The organism is Streptomyces racemochromogenes (assembly GCF_044129415.1).
Classification (GTDB): domain Bacteria; phylum Actinomycetota; class Actinomycetes; order Streptomycetales; family Streptomycetaceae; genus Streptomyces; species Streptomyces racemochromogenes_A.
Genome location: NZ_JBBDHD010000020.1, coordinates 67,347 through 88,304, shown reverse-complemented (window position 1 = coordinate 88,304; position 20,958 = coordinate 67,347). Strand labels below are relative to the sequence as shown.

At 73.2% G+C, this 20,958-nt stretch carries 20 protein-coding genes and 1 pseudogene; 11 read left to right on the top strand and 10 right to left on the bottom strand.

Annotation, left to right across the window (positions count from 1 at the left end; genetic code table 11):
- Positions 1-790 precede the first annotated feature (790 nt).
- Positions 791-1,201: a hypothetical protein gene (locus tag WDV06_RS10980; RefSeq protein ID WP_395509465.1), complete on the bottom strand. Its 411-nt coding sequence runs from the start codon at positions 1,199-1,201 to the stop codon at positions 791-793.
- Positions 1,202-1,341: 140 nt separating this feature from the next.
- Here WDV06_RS10980 and WDV06_RS10975 point away from each other — a divergent pair, with 140 nt between their 5' ends.
- The gene (locus WDV06_RS10975) at positions 1,342-2,106 is read left to right on the top strand and encodes a maleylpyruvate isomerase family mycothiol-dependent enzyme (RefSeq protein ID WP_395509464.1); all 765 of its coding nucleotides are present in this window, start codon (positions 1,342-1,344) and stop codon (positions 2,104-2,106) included.
- Here the strand turns inward: WDV06_RS10975 and WDV06_RS10970 are convergent.
- The 3 genes and pseudogenes from WDV06_RS10970 to WDV06_RS10960 all read right to left on the bottom strand — a co-directional run.
- A pseudogene (locus WDV06_RS10970) lies at positions 2,078-2,364 on the bottom strand (IS5/IS1182 family transposase); the annotation flags it as partial. The gene WDV06_RS10975 and the pseudogene WDV06_RS10970 sit on opposite strands and share 29 nt — an antisense overlap.
- Before the next feature lie 64 nt (positions 2,365-2,428).
- Entirely contained in the window at positions 2,429-2,659 is a 231-nt protein-coding gene (locus WDV06_RS10965) for a DUF5133 domain-containing protein (protein ID WP_395509463.1), read from the bottom strand.
- 80 nt (positions 2,660-2,739) lie between these two features.
- On the bottom strand, positions 2,740-2,904 hold the full coding sequence (locus WDV06_RS10960) for a hypothetical protein (protein ID WP_395509462.1): 165 nt from the start codon (positions 2,902-2,904) through the stop codon (positions 2,740-2,742).
- A 262-nt stretch (positions 2,905-3,166) separates the two neighbouring features.
- Between WDV06_RS10960 and WDV06_RS10955 the strand changes: the two genes are divergently transcribed.
- From WDV06_RS10955 to WDV06_RS10945, 3 genes are all read left to right on the top strand, one after another.
- On the top strand, positions 3,167-3,427 hold the full coding sequence (locus WDV06_RS10955) for a hypothetical protein (protein WP_395509461.1): 261 nt from the start codon (positions 3,167-3,169) through the stop codon (positions 3,425-3,427).
- Entirely contained in the window at positions 3,424-4,002 is a 579-nt protein-coding gene (locus tag WDV06_RS10950) for a hypothetical protein (protein WP_395509460.1), read from the top strand. Before WDV06_RS10955 ends, WDV06_RS10950 begins: the two co-directional genes overlap by 4 nt.
- 135 nt (positions 4,003-4,137) lie before the next feature.
- On the top strand, positions 4,138-4,542 hold the full coding sequence (locus WDV06_RS10945) for an SgcJ/EcaC family oxidoreductase (protein WP_395509459.1): 405 nt from the start codon (positions 4,138-4,140) through the stop codon (positions 4,540-4,542).
- Between the two features lie 44 nt (positions 4,543-4,586).
- Here WDV06_RS10945 and WDV06_RS10940 read toward each other — a convergent pair whose 3' ends face one another.
- Positions 4,587-5,189 (bottom strand): TetR/AcrR family transcriptional regulator, encoded by a 603-nt coding sequence (locus WDV06_RS10940; RefSeq protein WP_395509458.1) that lies wholly within the window; start codon positions 5,187-5,189, stop codon positions 4,587-4,589.
- A 145-nt stretch (positions 5,190-5,334) separates the two neighbouring features.
- Here WDV06_RS10940 and WDV06_RS10935 point away from each other — a divergent pair, with 145 nt between their 5' ends.
- Complete coding sequence (locus WDV06_RS10935) at positions 5,335-6,423, top strand: hypothetical protein (RefSeq protein ID WP_395509457.1); 1,089 nt, start codon at positions 5,335-5,337, stop codon at positions 6,421-6,423.
- 77 nt (positions 6,424-6,500) lie between these two features.
- Here WDV06_RS10935 and WDV06_RS10930 read toward each other — a convergent pair whose 3' ends face one another.
- On the bottom strand, positions 6,501-6,956 hold the full coding sequence (locus WDV06_RS10930; RefSeq protein WP_395509456.1) for a hypothetical protein: 456 nt from the start codon (positions 6,954-6,956) through the stop codon (positions 6,501-6,503).
- Positions 6,957-7,205: 249 nt separating this feature from the next.
- Between WDV06_RS10930 and WDV06_RS10925 the strand changes: the two genes are divergently transcribed.
- Both WDV06_RS10925 and WDV06_RS10920 read left to right on the top strand, forming a co-directional pair.
- Positions 7,206-7,892, top strand: coding sequence for a hemerythrin domain-containing protein (locus WDV06_RS10925; protein ID WP_395509455.1), 687 nt, complete (start codon positions 7,206-7,208; stop codon positions 7,890-7,892).
- An 82-nt stretch (positions 7,893-7,974) separates the two neighbouring features.
- Positions 7,975-8,886 (top strand): TIGR03619 family F420-dependent LLM class oxidoreductase, encoded by a 912-nt coding sequence (locus WDV06_RS10920; RefSeq protein ID WP_395509454.1) that lies wholly within the window; start codon positions 7,975-7,977, stop codon positions 8,884-8,886.
- 7 nt (positions 8,887-8,893) lie between these two features.
- Here the strand turns inward: WDV06_RS10920 and WDV06_RS10915 are convergent, their stop codons facing one another.
- Both WDV06_RS10915 and WDV06_RS10910 read right to left on the bottom strand, forming a co-directional pair.
- Positions 8,894-12,328 (bottom strand): BTAD domain-containing putative transcriptional regulator, encoded by a 3,435-nt coding sequence (locus WDV06_RS10915; RefSeq protein WP_395509453.1) that lies wholly within the window; start codon positions 12,326-12,328, stop codon positions 8,894-8,896.
- A gap of 191 nt (positions 12,329-12,519) precedes the next feature.
- Positions 12,520-13,572 (bottom strand): pyridoxamine 5'-phosphate oxidase family protein, encoded by a 1,053-nt coding sequence (locus WDV06_RS10910; protein WP_395509452.1) that lies wholly within the window; start codon positions 13,570-13,572, stop codon positions 12,520-12,522.
- A 210-nt stretch (positions 13,573-13,782) separates the two neighbouring features.
- Here WDV06_RS10910 and WDV06_RS10905 point away from each other — a divergent pair, with 210 nt between their 5' ends.
- Positions 13,783-14,574, top strand: coding sequence for a bestrophin-like domain (locus WDV06_RS10905; RefSeq protein ID WP_395509451.1), 792 nt, complete (start codon positions 13,783-13,785; stop codon positions 14,572-14,574).
- A gap of 114 nt (positions 14,575-14,688) precedes the next feature.
- Here WDV06_RS10905 and WDV06_RS10900 read toward each other — a convergent pair whose 3' ends face one another.
- Both WDV06_RS10900 and WDV06_RS10895 read right to left on the bottom strand, forming a co-directional pair.
- The gene (locus tag WDV06_RS10900; RefSeq protein ID WP_395509450.1) at positions 14,689-15,024 is read right to left on the bottom strand and encodes a hypothetical protein; all 336 of its coding nucleotides are present in this window, start codon (positions 15,022-15,024) and stop codon (positions 14,689-14,691) included.
- Positions 15,025-15,133: 109 nt separating this feature from the next.
- Positions 15,134-16,018 (bottom strand): YwqG family protein, encoded by an 885-nt coding sequence (locus WDV06_RS10895; RefSeq protein WP_395509449.1) that lies wholly within the window; start codon positions 16,016-16,018, stop codon positions 15,134-15,136.
- 330 nt (positions 16,019-16,348) lie between these two features.
- Here WDV06_RS10895 and WDV06_RS10890 point away from each other — a divergent pair, with 330 nt between their 5' ends.
- From WDV06_RS10890 to WDV06_RS10880, 3 genes are all read left to right on the top strand, one after another.
- The gene (locus WDV06_RS10890) at positions 16,349-18,358 is read left to right on the top strand and encodes an ATP-binding cassette domain-containing protein (RefSeq protein WP_395509448.1); all 2,010 of its coding nucleotides are present in this window, start codon (positions 16,349-16,351) and stop codon (positions 18,356-18,358) included.
- Between the two features lie 67 nt (positions 18,359-18,425).
- Complete coding sequence (locus tag WDV06_RS10885; protein ID WP_395509447.1) at positions 18,426-19,895, top strand: NUDIX hydrolase; 1,470 nt, start codon at positions 18,426-18,428, stop codon at positions 19,893-19,895.
- A 133-nt stretch (positions 19,896-20,028) separates the two neighbouring features.
- Positions 20,029-20,904: a glycosyltransferase family 2 protein gene (locus WDV06_RS10880; RefSeq protein WP_395509446.1), complete on the top strand. Its 876-nt coding sequence runs from the start codon at positions 20,029-20,031 to the stop codon at positions 20,902-20,904.
- The last annotated feature ends 54 nt before the right edge of the window (positions 20,905-20,958 follow it).

Genomic DNA, 20,958 nt, shown 5'->3' with positions numbered 1-20,958 from the left:
CCCCCGCCCCCCCCCCCCCCCCCCCCCCCCCCCCCCCCCCCCCCCCCCCCCCCCCCCCCCCCCCCCCCCCCCCCACCGCCGTTGTGTCACTCTCCGGGGGGAACACGGCACTCGGTGCGGGTGGGAGCGCCCGGCGGGGGTACGCGCGACAGCAGCCGGGGCGGTCGTCGTGACGCAGCAGGGAACCTGCTCGCCTCCACCGATCGCCGGCCGCCCCGGCCCGGGCCCTTCGGCCGCCTGGTCCGACAGTGCGCAACTCATCCGGCACCAGCCGCTCGGCGAGACTCGTCATGCCCAGCATGACGAGCCGAACCGCCAAGGGAAACGACGTCCAAGAGTGGCGAGGGGGGCCGGCTCCACGCGTGCTGAGGGGGAATCTCGGTCTTCAGCGGTCTGCCGCTCCGCGCGGCCTTCGCCCGGCCGAACGGCCGCGCCGGGCACCGCACGTGTGCTTCGGCCCGGCGACGACGGCGCTCGGCGACCGCACCAGGCTCGGCTTCACTTCTTCGCCTTCGCCACCGCCTCCTTGATCAGCGGATGGAGCTCTCCCGTTTCGTACATCTCCCGGACGGTGTCTGGCCCTCCGATCAGCTCACCAGCCACCCGCCCGGCGCCCCAGATCGATGCCGGCCTGCCGGGGAGCACTTCCACGTCCGCCGCCAGGCACGAAGCCCAGCATGGCACGCTGCCATACCTGTCCCGCCGACGATTGACTCCAGCGACAACGGGGGCCAAAAGATCACCCACCCGCTGCACAGGTTCTCTGTGTCAGTTCATGTCACCGCCTCCATTACCGAGGGATACGCCCGACCACCGCGCTGGACGCAACTGGCGGCGAGCGAAGAGCGGCGGCCCGGGGCGAGGGCGCGACAGCCCGCCAGTCCGCCAGTCCGCCGACCGATGGGAGCCACCGTGCCGACGGGGCGATCCACCCGAGGCGGACGACCTGGTCCCAGTCGACGTCGCGACCGCCGAGGTGGCGGGCAGCGGCGCAGCGGTCGAGGAGGCGGCCGTCGCGGTGGGCCCATTCCTGACCGGCACGGTCTGTGAACTGCTCCCGCGCGAGGGCGTCGTAAAGGGCGTGGCCCTTGTAGGAGCCGGTCCGGGGGATCAGGCCGACTCGGGAGAGCTCCGCCACCGCGCCGCCGTCGGCGGGGACGCCCAGGCGGTCGGCGAGCAGCTCGGCGGCGCGGGTGGGCACCCGAGGGCGGCCGACCAGCGCCGATCGAGTCCTGGCTTCACGGCCATCGCTACCACCCTCACCAACCACCGACGACTCGCCAAGTCGAACGACGTCTCAACCGAGTGCGAGAGGCCCGGTCCGGGTGATACAAGGTCCGCGTGACTGATCATCTCCACTTCCCCACCCTGCTGCGGAGGATCGACGAGCGTTCCGCCGCCTTCCGCGCCGCCGTCGCCGCGGCCCCCAGCCTCGACGCCGACGTCCCGTCTTGCCCGGGCTGGGCGCTGTACGACCTGGCGAACCACCTCAGTGAGGGGGACCGCTTCTGGGCCCGCATCGTGCTGAACACCGCGCCGGGCGACGAGCGGCCGAGCAAGGACGGGCTGGCGGCGCCCAGGGAGCGCGAGGCCCTCATATCCTGGCTGGCCGACTCGACGGAGCAACTGCTCACTGCTCTGCGCGAGGCCGGCCCGGACCGGGGCTGCTGGGGCTGGTGGGAACCGCTGGCCTCGCCGCACACGGTGGCCGCCGTGGCCCGCCGCCGCGTCCCGGAATCGCTGATCCACACCTACGACGCCCAGCTGGCCTCCGGCCACCCGCAGGAGCTGCCGACGGCCGAGGCGGTCGACGCCATCGAGGAGTTCCTCGCCACCGTCTGCACCGTCACGGTCCCGTGGCCGGGCGAGCCCGCCACCATGGACTACCACGCAGCCGAGGCCGGCTCCTGGCGCCAGACGGTGGACGCCGCCGGTTCCCGCTTCACCCGCCTCACCGCGACGGAGGCCGCCGAGAGGAAGCCCACCGTCGCCGTCTACGGCACGGCGAGCGAGGTGGCCCTGCTCATGTACATGCGCATCCCGGCCGGCTCGCTGCGGATCGAGGGCGACGCCGACCTTCTCCGGCAACTGCAGGACTGGGACTGAAGCCCAACTCCCCGTGCAGCGTGCGGGACTTGTCGTCGTCATGGTCCCGGTCGAGGTTGACGTTCACATCCTCGGGCAGGGGCCCCACCCGTCCGAGAGCCGAGGAGAGGCGAGCCGTGGCGGTCGGCCCCGGCGGCGACCAGGCCGAGCGGGACGCCGCACGCGTCGGAGGCGAGCGAGTGCTTCAGGCCCTGCGTCCAGGCCGATCATGCGGTCGTACGCATGGAGCGCGATGGCGTGGACGGCCTCGGAAATCCCTTGCGTGGCCACTCTTGGGGCCATGCCGGAGCCGGCTCCGGCTGACGGGAGCGCGGCAGCACGGTCAGCGGGGGGCGAGCACGGAGTCGTCGAGGGCGCCCGCGCCCGGCAGGCGGTGCCGAGCGGCTATCAGCGCGGCGTGCACGTCCGTCGTACCTGTGGCCACGCACAGGGCGTGCTCGACGTCCCTTATCTCCCTGCGTACCGGCGAGGCATCGCCTGCGGCATCCAGTACGGACAGGGCCCAGTAGCGGTCGACGAGGCCGGGGAGCACAGCCGGGTGAGCCATCAACATGGGTTCTGCCTTCCGCCAACTGATCGATCTTGTGGCCGTCGCCTACCCTGCCGATCACGGTTGAATCCCGTCACCCGCCGTCAGGTCGACGTGAGGTCCAGCCCCGGCAGGTCAAGGGCATCGATGGCCTTCGCGAGGCCGGGGCCGGTGGCCGTGCCGAGTTCGCCGGACACGGCGACAACGGTGTGGCCCGGGCCGACAGGGGTGACGGCAACGGCAAAGGAGGCAGGCACGGTCTGGTCCACCGTTCAGGATCGGAGCCCGTTACAAAACGGGGCGGAGAAGGCCGGACCAGGCTGGTCCTCACCAGCGGAGGCCCGAACGCGCGCACGTGCCCCGCGCCGGTGCGTCCTGCTCCGCTGCGCCATGGGTCGTTCGGCCGGCACCGTCCGCTCCCGGGGTGACCGCCCGCGGCTCTGCTCCCGCCGCTCCACACCGGCCGGGGCCCCGACGGGGGGCGTCAAGGAAATCTCGACAGGGCGAGGAGTGTCAAGGTTTCATTGACGTATGTTGATCTTGAAGCTTCCCGCCCGGGCCTCCATGGCCGCCACCGTGCCGCTCGCCATGAGTCTGCCCGCCCTGGCCGTGATGTTCGGTGGCCGGTTCGGCAGTTGGGCCAGCGGCGCACTCGTCGTCGCGGGGCTCGTCCTCATCGCCGGCATGGCCGCGCTGGCCGCCCGAACGGCGGACCATGACGCGGCAGAGCGGGCGAGGCGTGACGCGGCCGTACTCGATGCCCTCGAACCCCTTGCGGGGCTGAGCCGATGAGCGAACAGCCGCTGCTTCACCCGGCGGAGATGGACCGGATCCGGGAGGGGATCGCCGCAGCCGTGCTCGGAGCGTCCGAGGGGCTGGCCGCATCGCTGGAGCACGACCCCCACGGGTACCTGCGGCTGCTGGACGCCTCACGCGTCGGCGCCGAGGAGGCGAGCCGGCTGCTGCGCGAGGCCGTGCAGACCGCCAGGGCCGCCGGGCACAGCTGGGACACCGTGGGACGCGTGCTGGGAGTGAGCCGCCAGGCCGCCCAGCAGCGCTTCGCCGGCAAAACCACGGCACCGTCCGCCGCGGGACCCGGCGGCCCCGCGCGCCGTACCCTGAGCGGGCTGACCGCCTTCAACGAGATGGCCGCCCTGGAGGAGGCCGGCCGCGACGGGTGGCACATGGTCGGCTACGGGCCCTTCTTCCACGAGGTGGAGGCCTCGGGCCACCCCTGGGAGCACTCCCGGGTGGCCCTCCCCTCCCCCGCCCGGCACCGGCGGCTGCAGAACGAGGGGTGGATCCCCGTCGGCAGGGGATGGTTCCCCTGGCGGTACTACAAGCGACCCCTCGGCCCCGGCACCTGAGGGCCGCGAACGGCGGCGGGGCCTTCGGGCCGGCGACGCGGTCCCCGGCGTCCAGCGGGATGCACGCGGGGCTCCTCGGTGCACGGCCGGCCGCCTCTTGACCTCCAGCGCGCTTGAGGTAGCACCGTGGTCCCCATGGATACGGAATCCGCTGCGTACGCCGCAGACATCGAAGCCATCGAGCGGGTCGTCGCCGCCGTCGAGCACTCCCAGCAGCACAAGGACCCCGACGGGTTCCTCGCCCTCTTCCACCCCGACGCGGTCTGGACGACCGCGGGCGGCAAGGTCCTCCTAGGCCTCGACGCGATCTCGGCGTTCACCCGCGAGGTGCTCCCGGCCGCCGACTGGGACGGGAAGGTCACCTATGAGGTGGTCCACGTGCTCTTCATCCGCTCCGACGTCGCGGCGGTCAAGGTCCGCCAGCTCTACCTGAGCCCGGGCGCCGGGAGCGAGGGCGCCCCGCTGTACGTGATGTCCAGGCAGGACGACGGCCGCTGGCTGCTGACGGCCTGTCAGAACACCGCTGTCGCCGCCGGCTGAGTCCCCCCGCCTCGGCCACCGCCCCGGTCCGCACGGCCGCACGGTCAGGCGGGCCGGGCCTGGAGGAAGCGGTGCAGGATGAGGTGGAGGGTGGGGAGTTGTTCGGCCGGGCGGAAGGAGGGGTCCGTGGCGGCGCTGGTGTAGAGCGAGGCGATGAGCGCGAGGACCCAGGTGGCCGTGTCGTCCGGGTCGAGGCCCGGGTCCATCCGCCCGGCGGCCGCGGCCCGCGTCAAGAGGGTGGTCACCGCCGCGTGTTCGGTGGCGTTGTCCCGGCTCAGCAGTGCCTCAAGCTCCGGGTCGCGGTACGCCTGGACCATGGCCTCCATGACCAGGTGCGGGACGAGGGGCTCCACGGCGGCTTCGGCGAGCAGGTCGACCGTCTCCAGCAGCGCTTCCCACGGATCGTCGACCGCCTGCGCCCGGGCGAGGCGTTCGGCCTTCTCCTCCCGGTCGCCGTCGAAGACGGCGAGGAAGATCGCCCGCTTGTTCGGGAAGTAGTGGAAGAGGTTCCCCGCGCTCATCCCGACCGCCTTGCAGATGTCCGCGGTCGTCGTGCGCTCGAAGCCCTTGGCCGCGAAGAGGGCGGCCGCGGCGTTCACGATGCGCCGGCGCTGGGCCTGGTGCTTGACCGGGTCGACGGTCCTCACGTTGTCGGCGTCCTTCCTCCGGGGTGCTGATCCTGTCTCATCCTCGCGGAGGATTCATAGACCGAGCACTCGGTTTATGTTGAGGCCGTTGTCCGATCGTCTCGGTCGGCTCCCTCAGCCCGCTCCGTCAGCGAAGGAACACCTCGTGGACAGCGCCGCCCCGCCCGCCCCGAAGCCCACCGTGCTCCGGAGGCTGTTACCGGCCCTGGGACTGCTCCTCCTCGCGCCGGTCTGCGCCGAGTACCTGATCGGGTACGACCAGATCATCGGCCGTCCGCTGGAGCTGCTGACCGGCCTGCTCTACCTGGCCCCGCTCTACGGCACCGTCGCCGTGCTCATCCGCGAGACCGCGCGCAGGACGGGGCGCGGTTGGCCGACGATCCTGCTGCTGAGCGCGGCGTTCGGGCTGGTCCAGGCGGGGCTGGTCGACCAGAGCCTCTTCAACCCCGACTTCGTGGACGAGCCGTCGTGGGACCGGGATCGGATGCCGACGTACGTCCCCGTTCTCGGTGTGAGCGTCAAGCAGGTGCTGGGGTTCGTCGGGGGGCACGTGATCTGGAGCTTCGCCGCGCCGGTCGCCGTGGTGGAGGCGTGCGTTCCGCGGCTTGCCCGCCGGCCGTGGCTCGGCCGTGCGGGGACGGTGGTGATGGCCGTGCTGTACCTGCTGGCGGTGGTGGTGTTCACCCACGAGCACACGCGGACGTTCATGGCGAGTCCCGTCCGGCTCGGGGTGACGGCGGCGGTCGTGCTCGCACTCGTCGCCGCGGCGTTCGCCGTACCGCGCCGACCCGCCGGCGCGTCCCGGCGGACCGTGTCCCGGCGGGCCGTGTCCCCGTGGGCGGCCGGGGGCGCCGCCGTGGTCCTGCTGGCCGCGCACCAGCTGTCGCCCCCGACCTGGACCGGAGCCGCCCTGGACGCCGCCGTCCTGGCGCTCGGCGGGGGTCTGTTGCTGTGGTGCTCCCGTGCCGCGGGGTGGGGCGGCCATCACGTGCCGGCCGTCGCGGGTGCCGCGCTGCTGGTCAACGCGGGTCTGTCGTTCGCGGTGGATCCCCTGGGGGAGGTGTCCCTCACCGTCAAGTACACGGTGAACGCCGCGTTGACGGTGGCGGTGCTGGCGCTGCTGGCGGGTGCGCACCTGCGGGTACGCGGGGCGGGGGCCGGGGAGCGGGCCGGGGCGGCGCGGCACGCCCTCCGCCGCACCGGGACGCAGCCGGGCGTACCGCCGGCCGGCTGACGCGGAGCTCGCCCGAAGGGCCCCGCCGGGCCGGGTGGGGGCCGGCGGGGGCTTCGTCGGACTGGGGCCCGGTGTGGTCAGTCGCCGGTGTTGGTGGCCCAGACGGGCTGGTTGGCGCCGTTGTAGACGACGGCGTTGCCGTCGTCCTGGACGGACAGGTAGGCACCCTTGTGCCAGGTGCCGGCCGCCCAGACGGCGTTGCCGTTGGCGTCGTAGACGACGAAGTTGCCGTCCTCCTGGAAGACGGCGCGGTTGGCCTTGGGCCAGACGCCCGGTGCCTGCCAGGCGGGGCGGCCGTCCTTGTAGAGCACGAAGTTGCCGTCGCTCTGGACGCGCAGGACGGTCCGGCCGTTGCCGGAGGTCCACGCCTGGTTCTTGTAGAGGGTGGAGCCGCCGTAGAAGTGGGCGTCGCTGCGGGCGGCGGGGGCGGCGGCCGGCGCGGGCGCGGCGTCGGCGGCCGGGACGGAGGCGAGTACGGGCAGGAGCGCGAGGGCGAGCACGGGAAGACCGCGCCGCATGAAGTGCTTGATCATGGAACGAAGTTGTAGTCCGGCGGCTTCCGGGGCCGACAGCGCAGAAACGACGCGCTCACCCGTCCGGCCCAGTACCTTCAGCGCCGAAACGCCACTTCACGGCCTCCCGAAACCGGGTCGCCCCACCTCAAACCAGCGAAAATTTCCCGCTACGGCGCGAAACCACCCCTCACGGGCGTTCCTCGGCGGTGCCGGGGGCGGCAAGTCGGCTGCAAGTCCCGGGCAACCCCGCTCCGAAGACTGGGTCGCATGACCACGAACCACGTTTCCGACCCGGCCGTCCACCCCTACACCCGCGAGATGGCGATGATCCACCAGGTGTTCCGCCGCGAGTCGCGCCTGCTGGCCGAACTCGTCCAGGAGGTCCGGCCCTCCGACACCGCGCGCGCCCGGGTCCTCGCCGAGCACTGGCGGCAGTACACCGTCGGCCTGCACGCCCACCACACCGGCGAGGACGAGATGCTCTGGCCGGTCCTCCTCCCCCACCTCGACCTCGACGCCGAGCAGGTCCTCGCGATGGAGGCGCAGCACCGGGAGCTGACCGAGGGGATGGACGAGGTCCAGGCGCTCATGGACCGCTGGCAGGCGCGGGCGCTGTCGGAGGACCGCGACGAGCTGGCCGAAGCGCTGCGCAGGCACCACCGGCAGCTGTGCGCCCACCTGGACGAGGAGGAGCGTGAGGTCATGCCGCTGGTCGCGCGCCACGTGGGCGAGGAGGACTGGCGGGCGGTCGGTGAGCGGGGCCTCGCCGAGACGCCCAGGGACCGGCTGCTGATCGCCCTGGGAGCCATCCTGGAGGACTGCCCGCCCGAGGAGCGCCGGGAGTTCCTGGCCCGTCTGCCCGTCCCGGCGCGGGTGCTGTGGAAGCTGCTCGGGCAGCGGCAGTACCGGCGCGAGACCCGCCGGATCCGCGGCCGGCGCACGACCACCGTGTGAGCCGTCGGACCGGCCGGCCGCGTCCGGTCCCACCGTCCCACCGTCCCCCGCACTTCCCGTACCGATCGAGGAACCTCCACCGATGCGCATCGGATTCTCCGTCCCCCAGTTCGGCCCGTTCGCCGACCCCGGCCGCGCCGGCGCCCTGTGTACGGCCCTGGAGGCGCTGGGCTGCCACAGCCTCTGGGTGGCCGACCGGCTCCTGGCGCCGCTGACCCCGCCCGAGGGCTACCCGGGCGGGCCGATGCCCGCCCGCTACGGCACGCACCTCGATCCGCTGCTCGCGCTGGGCGTGGCGGCCGCGGCGACCGAGCGGGTGCGCCTGGGCAGCAGCACGCTCAACGCCCTGTGGCAGCCGCCCCTCGTGCTGGCACGGGCGCTCACCACCCTCGACCTGATCAGCCGCGGACGTCTGGAGGTGGGGCTCGGGCTGGGCTGGATGCGTGAGGAGTACGAGGCCGCCGCGGTCCCGTGGCAGGGGCGCGGCGCGCGGCTGGAGGAGACCCTGGACGTCCTGGAGGCCGTGTGGCGGTCCGGCACGGTCGCCCACACCGGTCGGCTGTGGACGATCCCGCCCTCGACCGTCCTGCCCAAACCCGTCCAGCGCCCGAGGCCCCCGCTCCTGCTGGGCGGGTTCACCCCGTTCGCCCTGGAGCGGGTCGGGCGGCGTGCGGACGGCTGGCTCGCCGCCTCGATGCCGCTGCCGTACTTCGACGGTCTGTGGGCGGTCGCCCGCGAGGCGGCCGAGCGGGCGGGGCGCGACCCGGCGGCGCTGCGCCGGGTGTTCCGCGTCAACGCCCACGTCACCACGGCCGAGGCGGATCCCGCGGAGACCCATCAGCGGGGAACCGTACGGCAGATCTGCGACCACCTGCGGACGATGTGCCGGGCGGACACCGACGAGGTGCTGGTGGACCTCCAGTTGACGACGGACTCGCCCGAGGAGTTCCTCGATCTGGCGGGGCGGTTCACGGCCGAGCTGACCGGCGGCTGACCGGGCCCTAGGCGGGCGCGGGCGCCGTCGGCGGGTCGTCCAGGGCGGCCCGGGCGGCGGCCTCCCAGTGGGGTGAGTCCCAGGCGGCGGCCACCCGCAGGGCTTCGTGGAAGTGGCGCCGGGCCTCGTCCGGGCGGCCCAGGAACCGGGCGAGTTCGCCCAGGGTCTGGGCGACGGGCCGGAAGACGAGGCTGAGGCTGCTGGCCCCTCCCGCCAGCCCCGCGAGGGGCAGCAGGTCCGCGTAGACCTCGGCGGCCGCCCGGCGGTCGCCGAAGGCGACGGCGGCCGCTCCGCGCAGCCCGGCGAGGATGGAGTAGGCGAAGTCGGGCAGCAGCGGGGCGCGCCGTGCGAAGACCTCGCGGGCTTCGGCGGGGCGGTCCGCGGCGAGCAGGGCGAGTGCCGTGAGGGCCTCGTTGTGCGGCTGGTACTGCTCCCACACCGCGAGGAGCACGGGGAGGACCTCCGCGAGGCGGCCCTGCTGCAGCCGTATGCACCCGATGGCCAGACCCGCGAGTCCGCTGAGGTCCACCGCTCCCCTGGCCCGCAGTTCGGCCACCGCCGAGCCCAGTTCCCGTTCCGCCTCGTCGAAGCGCCCCTGTGCCAGGGCGAGCATGGGGCGGCGCAGCCGGGCCACCGCGAACGCGCCCTGGAGTTCGTAGGTGCGGGCGATCCCGTCCGCCCGCACGAGGCACTCCTCCATGCGGGCCGGATCGTTGCGGGCGGCCGCGATGCGGGCGGCGGTGTAGGCGCTCATCCAGGAGTACTCGGGGTTGTCCTGGGAGGCCGCGACCTCGGTGAGTTCCTCCTGGAGCGGCAGGTAGGCGCCGGGGTCGAGTTCGCAGTCGATCCGGCGCAGCAGGGAGGTGAGGGTCAGGCCGCGCAGGCGCGGCTCGCCCACCGCGCGGGCGAGCTCGACGGCCTGGTGGGCGACGGTCAGGGCGCGCGGATCGGTGTCGTCCAGTGCGTCGGCGAGCTGGTCGAGGAGCAGGCACCGCTGACGGTCGGCCAGGTCCGGCCCCTCCAGCAGCCCGCCGAGTTCCTCGACGGCCTCGGGGTCGCAGTCCGCGTACGCGCGGACGCGCCAGGGGGTCGGTTCGGTCCAGGTCGTGTAGGCCGCGGTCAGCAGGTCGGGCCGCCCTTCGGCGCGGGCGACCCGTACGGCTTCCCGCTGTGCTTCGCGGGCGGGTACGACGGCGCCCATCCGGATCCGGCAGTCGACCAGCCGGCCGAGCAGCAGGACGCGCAGCAGGGGGGCGTCCTGGCCGGCGAAGGCGGCCGGGTGGTCGGTCAGCAGGCGCAGGGCCTCGCCGAGGAGGGTTTCGGCGTTCTGCGGCGCGTAGCGGCGTACGGCCTGCTCGCCCGCGAGGCGGGCGTGGTGGACCGCGGGCCCGGCGTCGGCGGTGACGACCGATGCCGCCCGCAGGAGGTGGTGGGCCGTGGCGGCGACGTCGTCGGAGCCGAGGGCGATCAGGCTGCGGCCGAGCCGTGAGTGCATGCGGGCCAGCCGCAGGCGGGTGAGGTCGGCTTCGAGGGCGTCGCGTACGAGGGCGTGGCTGAAGCGGACCGTGCCCGGGCGCGGTTCGGTGAGCAGTCCCGCGGTGATGCCCGCGTCCAGGGCGTCGAGGAGCTGGTCGGGGTCCTGGTCCGCCGCGTGGACCAGGAGGGCGACGGGCGCCTCGCGTCCGGCGACGGCCGCCAGGCGCAGTCCGGCGGTGACGGTCGGCGCGAGCAGGGCCAGCCGTCGCCGCAGCACGTCCTGGACGCCCTGGGGGATGCTGGCCAGTGCCTTCTCCTCCCCCTCTTCGGCCAGCAGGAGCGAGCTCTCGCGCAGGTAGAAGGGGTTTCCGTCGGCCCGTTCGGCCAGGGCGGCCGCGGCCCGGTCGCTCATGGCGGTCGTCGTGCGCCGCAGCAGCGCCTTCGCCTGCGTGTCCGACAGTCCGGCGAGTGCCAGCCGTACGGGCGGGCTCGGGTGGGCGGCGAGGCGAGCGAGTGCCGAGGTCAGGTCGCCCTCGCCGGTACGGTACGAGCCCACCAGGAGCAGCGGGACGTCGCGCAGGTGCTCGGCGCAGAGGAGGAACAGTTCGACGCTCTCCTGGTCGCCCCGGTGGAGGTCGTCCAGGAAGACGGCCAGGGGCTGTCGCAGGGCCGTCTCGCGGAGCCAGCCGATCAGCGCCTTGTGGAGCCGGAAACGGCGGGCGGGGCTGCCGTCCGGCTGGGCGGGTCCGGTCTCGGTGCCGGGGGCCAGGAGGGGGGCGAGCTCCTCGGCGTACGGCCCGGGCGGGGCGGCCTGCGCGAGGGCCGGCAGCATGTCGAACCAGGCCCGGCCGGGCGGGGCGCCCTCGGTCTCCGGGCACTGTCCGAAGGACGACAGCCAGCCCTGTGGGGGCAGTTGCCGGAGGGTGGCCTCCAGGAGGCTCGACTTGCCGATTCCGGCTTCTCCGGAGACCAGCACCACCTGGGCCCGGCCGCCGCGTGCCCGGTCGGCGGCGGCGGCGATCCGGGCGAGCTCCTCGTCGCGGCCCAGGAGGCGGTCGGCGCAGAGCACCGTCGGGGTGGTGGGCGTCGCGTGGCGGGCGGGCGCGGTCGGTGTCCCTGCCGTCGCCGGGGCGAGGGGCGCCGCCTGCGGCCGGTCGGCGGGCAGGGCGGGGGTGCCGGGCGTGCCGGATCCGCCGGTCTCCCGGTGGAGCAGGTCGAACCGCTGGTGCAGCAGTGCCTGTTCCAGTTCCAGCAGGGCGGGGCCGGGATCGACGCCCAGTTCCTCATCGAGGAGGCGCCGGGCCTGCCGCAGCGCGGCCAGGGCATCGCCCTGGCGGTCGTGGGCCCACAGCGCCAGGGCCAGCAGCCGCCAGCCCTCCTCGTGGAGCGGTTGTTCCCTGGTCAGCGCCCTCGCGTCGGCGAGTACCCGCGGGGCCTGTCCGCAGCGCAGCTGTGCCGCCGCGAGCCGCTCGCGGGCGCTGCGCCGTATCTCCTCCAGGCGGGTGCGCTCGCCGGCGGTCCACGGCTCGTCGGCGAACTCGGCGTACGGCTGTCCGCCCCAGGTGGCGAGCGCCCGGGTCAGGCCCTCGGCGGCCTCGTGCGCGGGCAGCCCCGCCGCCGGGACGGCGGCCACCTGGTCCTCGAACACCCAGGCGTCGACCGCGCCCCGCTCCACGGCGAGGGCGTAGCCGTAGGGTGCGCTGACCAGGATCCGCGCCGGGGTGCGGGGCGGCCGCTCCGGTTCGAGGGCCCGGCGCAGGCGTGCGACGTAGGCGTGGAGCGAGGCCTGCGCGCTCGGCGGGACGCGCGTCGGCCACAGCCTCTCGATGATGCGCTCCGTGGGGACGACCGACCCGCGGGCGACCAGCAGTTGGGCCAGGATCATCCGCGCGAGCCGGCCCCGGGTATCGGCCGGACGGCCGTCGACCTCGACCCGGAAAGGACCGAGCACCTGCAATGTGATCATGACGAGGACATCGTAGACGGTCCCTCGTCAGTGGTGCGGGGCCCGCATCACCGACAAGGGCGGTGCGGGCCCGTCCGGCCCCGCGGGCACGGGGCGGGCGCAGGGGCGCCGAGGCCGGGCGAGGACGGTGGCGAGGCGGTTCAACAGGGTGCGCACAAAGGTTCCTTCCGCAGGACGGCGGCTCGGCACCCTCAGCTCCCGTCCATCCGCGGCCCCGGCTCCGCGAGGGCGCGGAAGCGGTCCCACTGCACCGTGGGGCGACGCAGGCCGCGGCGCCGGAGGTAGCGGTCGGTGGACCTCTTCGTCCGGCGCAGGACCCGCAGGGCGTCGCTCGCGCGGCCCGAGCCCATGGGCTCGATGACGGTGGAGGGCTCCAGGAGCCATCCCGCGTCGGTGCGCCGCAGCTCGCCGCGCACGAGCGCGTTGTACATGTGGTTGAGCAGTTCGTCGTGCCGGTGGACCAGCAGGCTGGCCGGCCCCGGCTCGACGGGGCAGTCCGGCGGCACCTCGACGAGGAAGCCCGAGGCCGTCGGATTCGGGCGGGTGCGGGCCAGGAGCGGCGCTCCCGAGGCACTGCGCGCGGCGAGCACCGCCGAGGGCGTGCGCCCCAGTTGTTCGGCTCCGGGGAGTGGCGGCGTGCCGGTGGCGACGACCGGCAGGTCCTGGTTCAGCAGCTCTTCCAGCGGCGGCCGCACGATGACCTGTTCCGGTTCGACCGTGATGAGGAGCCGCAGGTAGTACCAGGACATCATCGGCCTCATGGGAAACCGGAGGTAGGCGCGGCTGTGCGGCTGCCGTTCGAAGAGCATGCGCCAGTACTCCTCGGCGCCCCGCGGGCCCGTCATGACCGTGTCCGGGCACTCGGCGCGGCCGCTGACGAAGATCTGCGGGGCGTGTTCGAGTCCGCTGCCCGTCGGGTCGGAGAAGAGCAGGGCCACCCGGCCGTCGCGCCGTATGTTGAACGCCTTCTGCGCGAAGGCGAGGGACGTGGTCAGCAGCAGGGTCCCGTCCTCGCGGCGCGCGACGGCCGTCGGCCAGGCCAGGGGCGTTCCGTCCTTCGCCAGGGTGACGAACTCGCAGGTGCGGTAGGCGTCCAGGACGCCCGGGGGCGCGGAGTCGAGCGGCGTCGTCGCGCCGCTGCGTCCGGCACCGCGTCCGGCACTGCGCTCACCCGCCGGGGCGAGGGGGCGGGCGACGCCCGCTTCGTGAAGGTGGGGGCCTCGGGGGGCACTGCTGGGGGACACGCTCGTTTGCTCCAGGTTCGAATGCCGACAGCGGATACGACACCGTCGCCGCCCCCTCTTGGTATGCACTTGGCACCGACTTGCCGCCGCGACGACGACGGCGACGGCGGGGCGGCTTTCACTCGGTGGTGTGAAAGGGCCTCCGCGCCCGCCCGGGGCGCCTTGTGAGGCAGGATTTCCGGGAGGGCGCCGACCCTACACTCCACGCACATGTCGCTATGGCTGCTCAACCACTACAGCACCTTCACCCTGGCGTTCGGCACGGTCGGAGCGACCGTCGTCCTGGCCGTCGCCGGCACCGTGCTGCTGCGCCGCAGGCATCCGTCGCTGGCCCGCGGAGAACACAACGACATGGTCGGCGTCACGCTGGGGATGTTCGGCGCCATCTACGGGATCATCCTCGCGTTCGTGATCGTCACCTTGTGGACACAACTGGAGGAAGCCCAGACCATCGTCGCCAAGGAAGCCACCAGCGCGGCACTCATCACCCGGGACGCCGCGGCGTTCCCCAAGCCGGTGCGCGAGCGGGTCGACACGGCCGTGAGCGGCTACGTCCACGCCGTGGTCGAGGACCAATGGCCCCGGATGCGCGCCGGAAATCCCAGCTACGGAGCCACCGAGGTCCATCTGCAGGACGCGTTCCAAGCACTCCAGACGTATGTCCCGCAGAGCCAGGCGGAGCAGGTCTTCTACGAACAGGCAGCCAACCAGCTCAACGACATGGCCGCCCAACGCCGTGCCCGCATCACCATGGCACGCCAGGAACTGCCGCCCCTGCTCCAGGCCCTGGCCTTCGGCGGCGCGCTCGTCCTGATCCCCCTCACCTTCCTCTACGGTCTGCGCAAGATGCTGGTCCAGGTGCTGTTCGTCGCCTCGGTCGCCGCGCTGGTCGCGTTCAGCCTGCTCCTCGTCTTCGTCCTGGACCGGCCCTTCTCCGGCGACCTCAGCGTCAGTCCGGCCCCCTACCGGGAAGGAGCCCTGGCGCAGTACTGGCCCCGGTGAACTCCCCGCGGCCGCTCCGCCGCACACGGAGCCGACGTCGCCGCCCTGGCAAGGCATCGACGGGCGGGAGCCGGTGTGCGGTCCCGCCCGTCGGCGCCTTGCCGTTGCACGGGCTCAGACGATCTGCACGCGCCGTACGGAGACGACGGGGAACCAGGTGCTGCTGGCGTGGTAGGTCTGGCCGGGCTCCAGCACCTGCGCCTCCCTGCCCTCGGCGCACTCGGCGACGAGGAACACCTTCAGCTTGCGGTCGGTGTGGTTGACCACCTCGCGCTGCCCGACGTTGGAGGCGTTCATGGTGTTGTAGCACTGGCCGTCGACCGGGTTGGTGATCTTCGTCCCGTAGTACTCGATGGTCCCGGTGGCGGCCTGGGCGACGCCGCCACCGGCGAGCAGGGCGGCTGCGGAGAGGCCCGCGAGAACGGGGACACTGCGGCGGAGATGGCGCATGGTTCTCCTTCTGCTGATCGTTGGACTGAACGCTCGGGGATCCGAGGCCGTGCGCCACCGTAACCAGGGCCGTTATCTATCCGTTATCTCACGCTCTGTCAGACCAGGGTCAGCGGTCCGACCAGTGCCCGACGGGGCGGTGGGGACAGGTGCGGCACTCGAAGACGTAGACGTTGATGCCGCAGGTGTCCAGACGCGTGGGGTTGAACGCCTCGGATTCCCACAGCCGCCGGGTCTCGGCGCTCTCGGTGGTCCGGTCCTCCTCGGGAAGCCACGTACGCCAGGACTCGCTGTCGAATTCACCCTCGGCCACGGTCAGGAGGTGGTCCATCCGGCCCCCGCACGTGGCACAGTCCGGCCAGCAGGGCTCCTGGCGCCAGCCCGGGTAGCCGCCCAGCTTGGTTCCCGGGGCGTCGGCAAGATGCGATGAGTACCGCAGCCCGGTCTCGGCCAGCAGGGCTTCGAAACGGTCCTCAAGTGCGTCGCGGAGATCCCGGGGAGTGTCATTCCTCGGGTACTCGGTCACTCGCTCGGGGTGGACCACGCAGGGCGCCGGGTACCAGCCGTCGGGAAGCCCCGTCGCCGACGGGACGGGTGTCTCCCCCACCGCTCCGATGGCGAGGGAGTCTCGCCAGTACACCCGGGGCAGCGGGTGGCAGTGGGTGCCGTGCGCGTAGGGACACCACAGGACCTGGAGCAGATCGGTGCCCTCGGGGAAGGGCAGGGTGGGTACGTCGGCCCGGCGGATCTGCACGATGGGGGCCATGGGCGCGGCGGGTTCGAGCCGGCTCGTGGTGTCGGGGTCGTAGTGTTCCGCGTCGCACACCGGCCATGGTTCGTCGGCGGGCCACAGCAGAGGACCACCGACGGAGCTGTCCCGGCAGGCCGGAGAACCGGGGCGGGGGTGCAGGCGGACGGACTCACGGCGGAAGGGAAGCAGCTCGGGGAAGACGCTTTCCACGTCGACCGGACGGCCGGGGGTATGACGGGACATGGGCCGAACTCTAGAACGGGGATACGACAACCACCCCCGGTGGGCAGCCGTGACCCGGTCAGGCGCGCCGACGAGACCCGCCCCCGCGACACCGTGGTGCCGTCCTCCGAGGTCACTTCGCCGCCGGCAACGCTTCGACACCGACCGTCGGCGTTTCGGCCAATCGCCCCGGGCGCCGTGTCCTTGCGCTGCACGGGTCGGTGCAGTGCACACCTTCGGGAAACCGCTGAATCGCAGGGCGCACAACACGTCCGAAAGGAACAGATGCTCGAAATCGTGCGGCGTCGTTGAACACGGCGACGCCACCATCACGTCCAGAGGGGGAACACATTGACGTCGGTCGAACCAGGCGGCGACGAGACCGCGGACGGCATCTCGGACGCCGAGCGGGAGCTGTACGGGGGCAGGCTGCGCTACGACCAGTCCTACGTCCGGCATGAAGGGCCGCTGACCCGGCTGAAGTTCGGGCACATGGCGGCCGCGCTGCCGCGCATGGTGGGCATGGTGCTGCGCACCGGCTGGAAGGCGGACCGGCGCGCGCTGACGGGGGTCGTGGCGGCCGAGCTCGGGCAGGGCGTGACGGCCGCGTGGGGCCTGGTGGCGGTCAACGGCGTGCTCGCGCAGTTGTTCGCCGACGGTCCGACGGTGGACAAGCTCCGCGACGCTCTGCCCTCCCTGGTGGCGCTCGCCGTCGCCGCGGTGGCCGGCGCCGTGCTGTCGGCCTGGTCGACGGCCATGTCGGGCCGGCTGGAGCCCCAGGTGGAGCGGGCGGTCTCCGCCCGCTACTACACGGCCGTCACCGGGGTGGAGGTGGAGGCGACCGAGCGGCCGGAGGTCCAGCGGATCCTGGAGGCCGGGCGGTTCGGCACGGACTCGTCCCGCACCATGCTCCGGCTGTCGGTCGGCGTCGGCAACGTGGTGATCGGCATGGTGGCGGCCGCGATCGTGCTCGCCGCACTGCACTGGGCGCTGCTGCCGATGCTGCTGGCGATCGCCCTGCCCAAGGGGTGGGGCGCGGTCCGCTCCGCGCGCCGCGACTACCTCTCCCGGATGACCTGGGTCGACCACCGCAGGGCGATCGCCTCCCTGCTCGCCTACCTGACCCGCCCGCACGCCGCCGGTGAGCTCCGCGTGCACGCCGCCGGCGTGAAACTGCTCTCCGGCTACGAGGAGATGTCGCGGCAGACGGAGGCCGAGCAGCGGCGCCTCGCCCGGGCACAGGCATCCACGGACCTGGTCGCGGGCGCGTTCGCCGGTACGGCATCGCTGGCCTGCTACGGGGTGCTGTGGTGGCTGCTGGCGACCGGCGGTCTACCGCTCGCCGTCGGCGGGACCGCCGTGATCGCCATCCGCACGTCGACGGCGCGCCTGACGTCGCTGGTGCAGCAGGTGAACCGGCTGTACGAGGAGCTGCTGTTCCTCACCGACACCGAGGACGCGATCAAGGTGGCGGGCGAGAACGCGATCCCGCTCACCGGCACGCCGCTGCCCGCGCCGGTGCGGGAGGTGAGGACGGAGGCGGTCTCGTTCACCTATCCGGGTTCCGACGGCCCGTCCCTGAAGGGCGTGAGCGTGCGCGTGCCGCGGGGGAAGGTGACGGCCCTGGTGGGGGCGAACGGCTCGGGGAAGACCACCCTCACGAAGGTGCTGGCCGGACTGCTGCTCCCCGCCGAGGGAGACGTGTGGTGGGTGGGCGAGTCGGGCGAGCGCGTCGAGCTGCGTGCGGCCGACCGCGCCCGGGTCTTCGCCGAAGTCGGGCTGCTGGCTCAGGACTTCCCGCGCTGGGAGATGACGGCCGCCGCGAACGTGGCCATCGGTGCCGGCGACCGTCCCCGGGACATGGACCGCGTCCGCAGGGCCGCCGGCGAGGCGGGCGTGCTGGAGCTGGTCGAGGGCCTGCCGTACGGCTGGGACTCGATCGTGTTCAAGGGCTACGAACGGGGTGTCCAGCTCTCGGGGGGTCAGTGGCAGAAGCTGGGGTCGGCTCGCACCAGGTACCGGCGCGCGCCGTTCCTGCTGGTCGACGAGCCGACCAGCGCGCTGGACCCCCATGCGGAGATCGCCGCGTTCCAGGGGCTGTGGTCCCTGGCCGGGGAAGGGCACGCGGTCGTGCTCGTCACCCACCGGCTCGCCGCGACCATGCACGCCGACCACATCTACGTGCTCGATCAGGGACGTGTCGTCGAGGACGGCACCCACGAGGACCTGATGTCCCGTACGGGAGGCCTGTACCAGGGGATGTTCACCGCCCAGGCCGCGCAGTACGGGATCGCGCCGGCACCCGACGGCGTGCCCGGCCCCCGCAGCGCCCGGCCGGCCGGTCACGAGACGGCGGGCTGATCCGTCCGAGCGCCCCCTTCCCCTCAGCCCGCCCCGCCCCCACGACTTCGAAAGCGAGACGACACCCATGTCCCCCAGCTCCAGCGCGATCCGCAGGACCGTCGAGGCGTATCTCGGCCGGCACCCCGGCGAGCGTGACGCCCTGGCCGGGCTCCTTGCCGCGCTGGACCGGCCCGTCGACGCGACCGCCCGGACGACGCTGCCCGGGCACATCACGTGCAGCGCCGTCGTCATCGACCGGCAGGGCCGGGTCCTGCACGTGCGGCACCGGGCCACCGGCGGCCTCCTGTCCGCGCCGGGCGGCCACGTGGAGGCCGGGGACCGCACGCTGCTCGCCGCGGCGCTGCGCGGGGTGTCGGAGGAGGCCGGGATCGCGCCGGGCGCCCTGTGCCTGACCCGGCGGCTGCTCGGCTCTCCCATCGACATCGACGTCCACGACATCGACGCCGTCCCGTCCAAGGGGGAACCGGCCCACCGCCACTACGACGTCCGTTACGTCTTCCACCTCGCCGGCGAGGAACCGCCGAGGATCGTGCTGCGGGACGAGGAGGTCTCCGGCGCCCGGTGGCTCCCGCAGTCGGAGGTCACCTCGCCGACGCTGCGCGCGAAACTCCTCGCGGCGCGGCTGGACGGCCGGCCCGAGCCGGTGAACGCCTCCGCGCTGATCCACGACGGAGCCGGCCGGTACCTGCTCCATCTGCGCGACCACAAGCCCGGCGTGATCCGGGAATCGGGGGCGTTCGCCCTTCTCGGCGGCGGCCGCACGCACGACGACCGGAGCCTTGAGGACACCCTGCTGCGGGAGCTGTCCGAGGAAGTGCCCGGCCTCCGCCTCGATGACGTACAGCCCTACGCCGTGGAGACCGCCACCGGCATCGGCGGCCTCAGCGTCCCGGTCCGGGTCTTCGCCGGCCGATGGCGCGGCGACCCCGACCGTCTCACGCTGCACGAGGGGGTGCTGCTGCGCTGGTTCGCGCCCGGCGACGTGGACCGGCTGCGCCTGAGTCCCGCCACCGGGGACCTCATTCGCCGGCACGCGGCCGAGAACCCCCCGGACACCGGTCCGGCCGTGGTTCCTCGCGTGTGGGACGGGGGCAGCCGGACGGTGCTGAACGGGGTCGGAGTCCACCTCCACCTCGAAGACGCCGAAGGCCGGGTCCTTCTCGGTCTGCGTCACCCCGAGTCGAAGTACGCGGGTGGCACCTGGCACTACCTCGCCGGGCGGTGCGAGCAGGAGTCCGCCCTCGCGTGCCTGGTCCGCGAGGCGTGGGAGGAAGCGGGGCTGGTCATCGACCCCGCGGACGCGGAGCTCGCGCACGTGGTGCACGTCGTCGACGCCCCCGGCAGCCTGCCCCTGATGCAGCTCGTGTTCCGGGCACGCCGGTGGGAGGGCACCCCCGAGGTCCGCGAGCCCGACAAGTGTCTGGCCTGGCAGTGGTGGCCGCGCCACGAGCTCCCGGACCGCCTCGTCTCCTACACGCGCACGGCCATCGCCGCGGTCTCCGAAGGCCGGCCCTATTCTCAGCTGGGGTGGTGAGCGGGCAGACGGGCTGGTGAACGAAGTCCCGCCAGAAGGCGACGGTGGCTCCAGGCGGTCCGTGGCACGCCTGGCCGCCCACTCGGATCACCACTAGCCTCGGCACCTTCGTCGATCACTGGAGTTCGCCGCCATGTCGCTGCCTCGCATCGGAGTCGTCATCGTCACGATGGGCACCCGCCCGCGTGAGCTCGAAGCCCTGCTCGCTTCCGTGGAGAAGCAGGACGTGCCTGCGACACGAGTGGTTCTGATCGGCAACGCGACGCCTCTCACCGACGTCACGGCGGACGTGACCAAGGTCCCGCTTGAGGAGAACCTCGGCTGCCCCGGCGGCCGCAACGTCGGACTGCGGATGCTGCGCGAATCGGGCGAGGTCGACGTCGTCGTCGAGCTCGACGACGACGGGCTGCTCATCGCCGACGACGTGTTCCGCACGGTCCGGCAGCTGTTCTCGGCAGATCCCAGGCTGGGGATCGTCGGGTTCCGGGTCGCGGACGAGCACGGGCAGACAGAGCGGCGCTGGGTGCCCCGGCTGCGGGCGGACGATCCGATGCGCCGCGGCCTGGTGACCGCGTTCCTCGGTGGGGGCCATGCCTTCTCGGTTCCGATGCTGAACCGGATCGGTGATTGGCCCGGCGAGTTCTTCTTCGGGCATGAGGAGACCGACCTCGCCTGGAGGGCCCTGGACGACGGCTGGAAGGTCCTGTACGAACCCGGACTTGTCCTCCAGCACCCCAGGACTTCTCCCGCCCGGCATGCCGTCTACTACCGGTTCACCGCCCGCAACCGGGTCTGGCTCGCGCGCCGTCGGCTGCCCGTCCCGCTGGTCCCGGTCTATCTCGGCGTCTGGATCATCCTCACCCTGGCACGCGTCCGGTCCTTCGCGGGCCTGAAGGCATGGTGCGGCGGATTCGCCGAGGGAATGCGGACTCCGTGCGGGCCCCGCAAGCCCATGAGGTGGCGCACGGTGTGGCGGATGACGCGTCTGGGACGCCCCCCGCTGATCTGACGGCCACGACGGCCTGGTCTTCCGGCGATCGTGCCCGGTCGTCGGACTGGGGAC

Coding starts and splice junctions, on each gene's coding strand:
- WDV06_RS10965 (WP_395509463.1), bottom strand. CDS start 2,659: ATGTTGATGGCTCACCCGGCTGTGCTCCCCGGCCTCGTCGACCGCTAC.
- WDV06_RS10955 (WP_395509461.1), top strand. CDS start 3,167: ATGTTGATCTTGAAGCTTCCCGCCCGGGCCTCCATGGCCGCCACCGTG.
- WDV06_RS10950 (WP_395509460.1), top strand. CDS start 3,424: ATGAGCGAACAGCCGCTGCTTCACCCGGCGGAGATGGACCGGATCCGG.
- WDV06_RS10945 (WP_395509459.1), top strand. CDS start 4,138: ATGGATACGGAATCCGCTGCGTACGCCGCAGACATCGAAGCCATCGAG.
- WDV06_RS10930 (WP_395509456.1), bottom strand. CDS start 6,956: ATGATCAAGCACTTCATGCGGCGCGGTCTTCCCGTGCTCGCCCTCGCG.
- WDV06_RS10925 (WP_395509455.1), top strand. CDS start 7,206: ATGACCACGAACCACGTTTCCGACCCGGCCGTCCACCCCTACACCCGC.
- WDV06_RS10920 (WP_395509454.1), top strand. CDS start 7,975: ATGCGCATCGGATTCTCCGTCCCCCAGTTCGGCCCGTTCGCCGACCCC.
- WDV06_RS10915 (WP_395509453.1), bottom strand. CDS start 12,328: ATGATCACATTGCAGGTGCTCGGTCCTTTCCGGGTCGAGGTCGACGGC.
- WDV06_RS10905 (WP_395509451.1), top strand. CDS start 13,783: ATGTCGCTATGGCTGCTCAACCACTACAGCACCTTCACCCTGGCGTTC.
- WDV06_RS10900 (WP_395509450.1), bottom strand. CDS start 15,024: ATGCGCCATCTCCGCCGCAGTGTCCCCGTTCTCGCGGGCCTCTCCGCA.
- WDV06_RS10895 (WP_395509449.1), bottom strand. CDS start 16,018: ATGTCCCGTCATACCCCCGGCCGTCCGGTCGACGTGGAAAGCGTCTTC.
- WDV06_RS10885 (WP_395509447.1), top strand. CDS start 18,426: ATGTCCCCCAGCTCCAGCGCGATCCGCAGGACCGTCGAGGCGTATCTC.
- WDV06_RS10880 (WP_395509446.1), top strand. CDS start 20,029: ATGTCGCTGCCTCGCATCGGAGTCGTCATCGTCACGATGGGCACCCGC.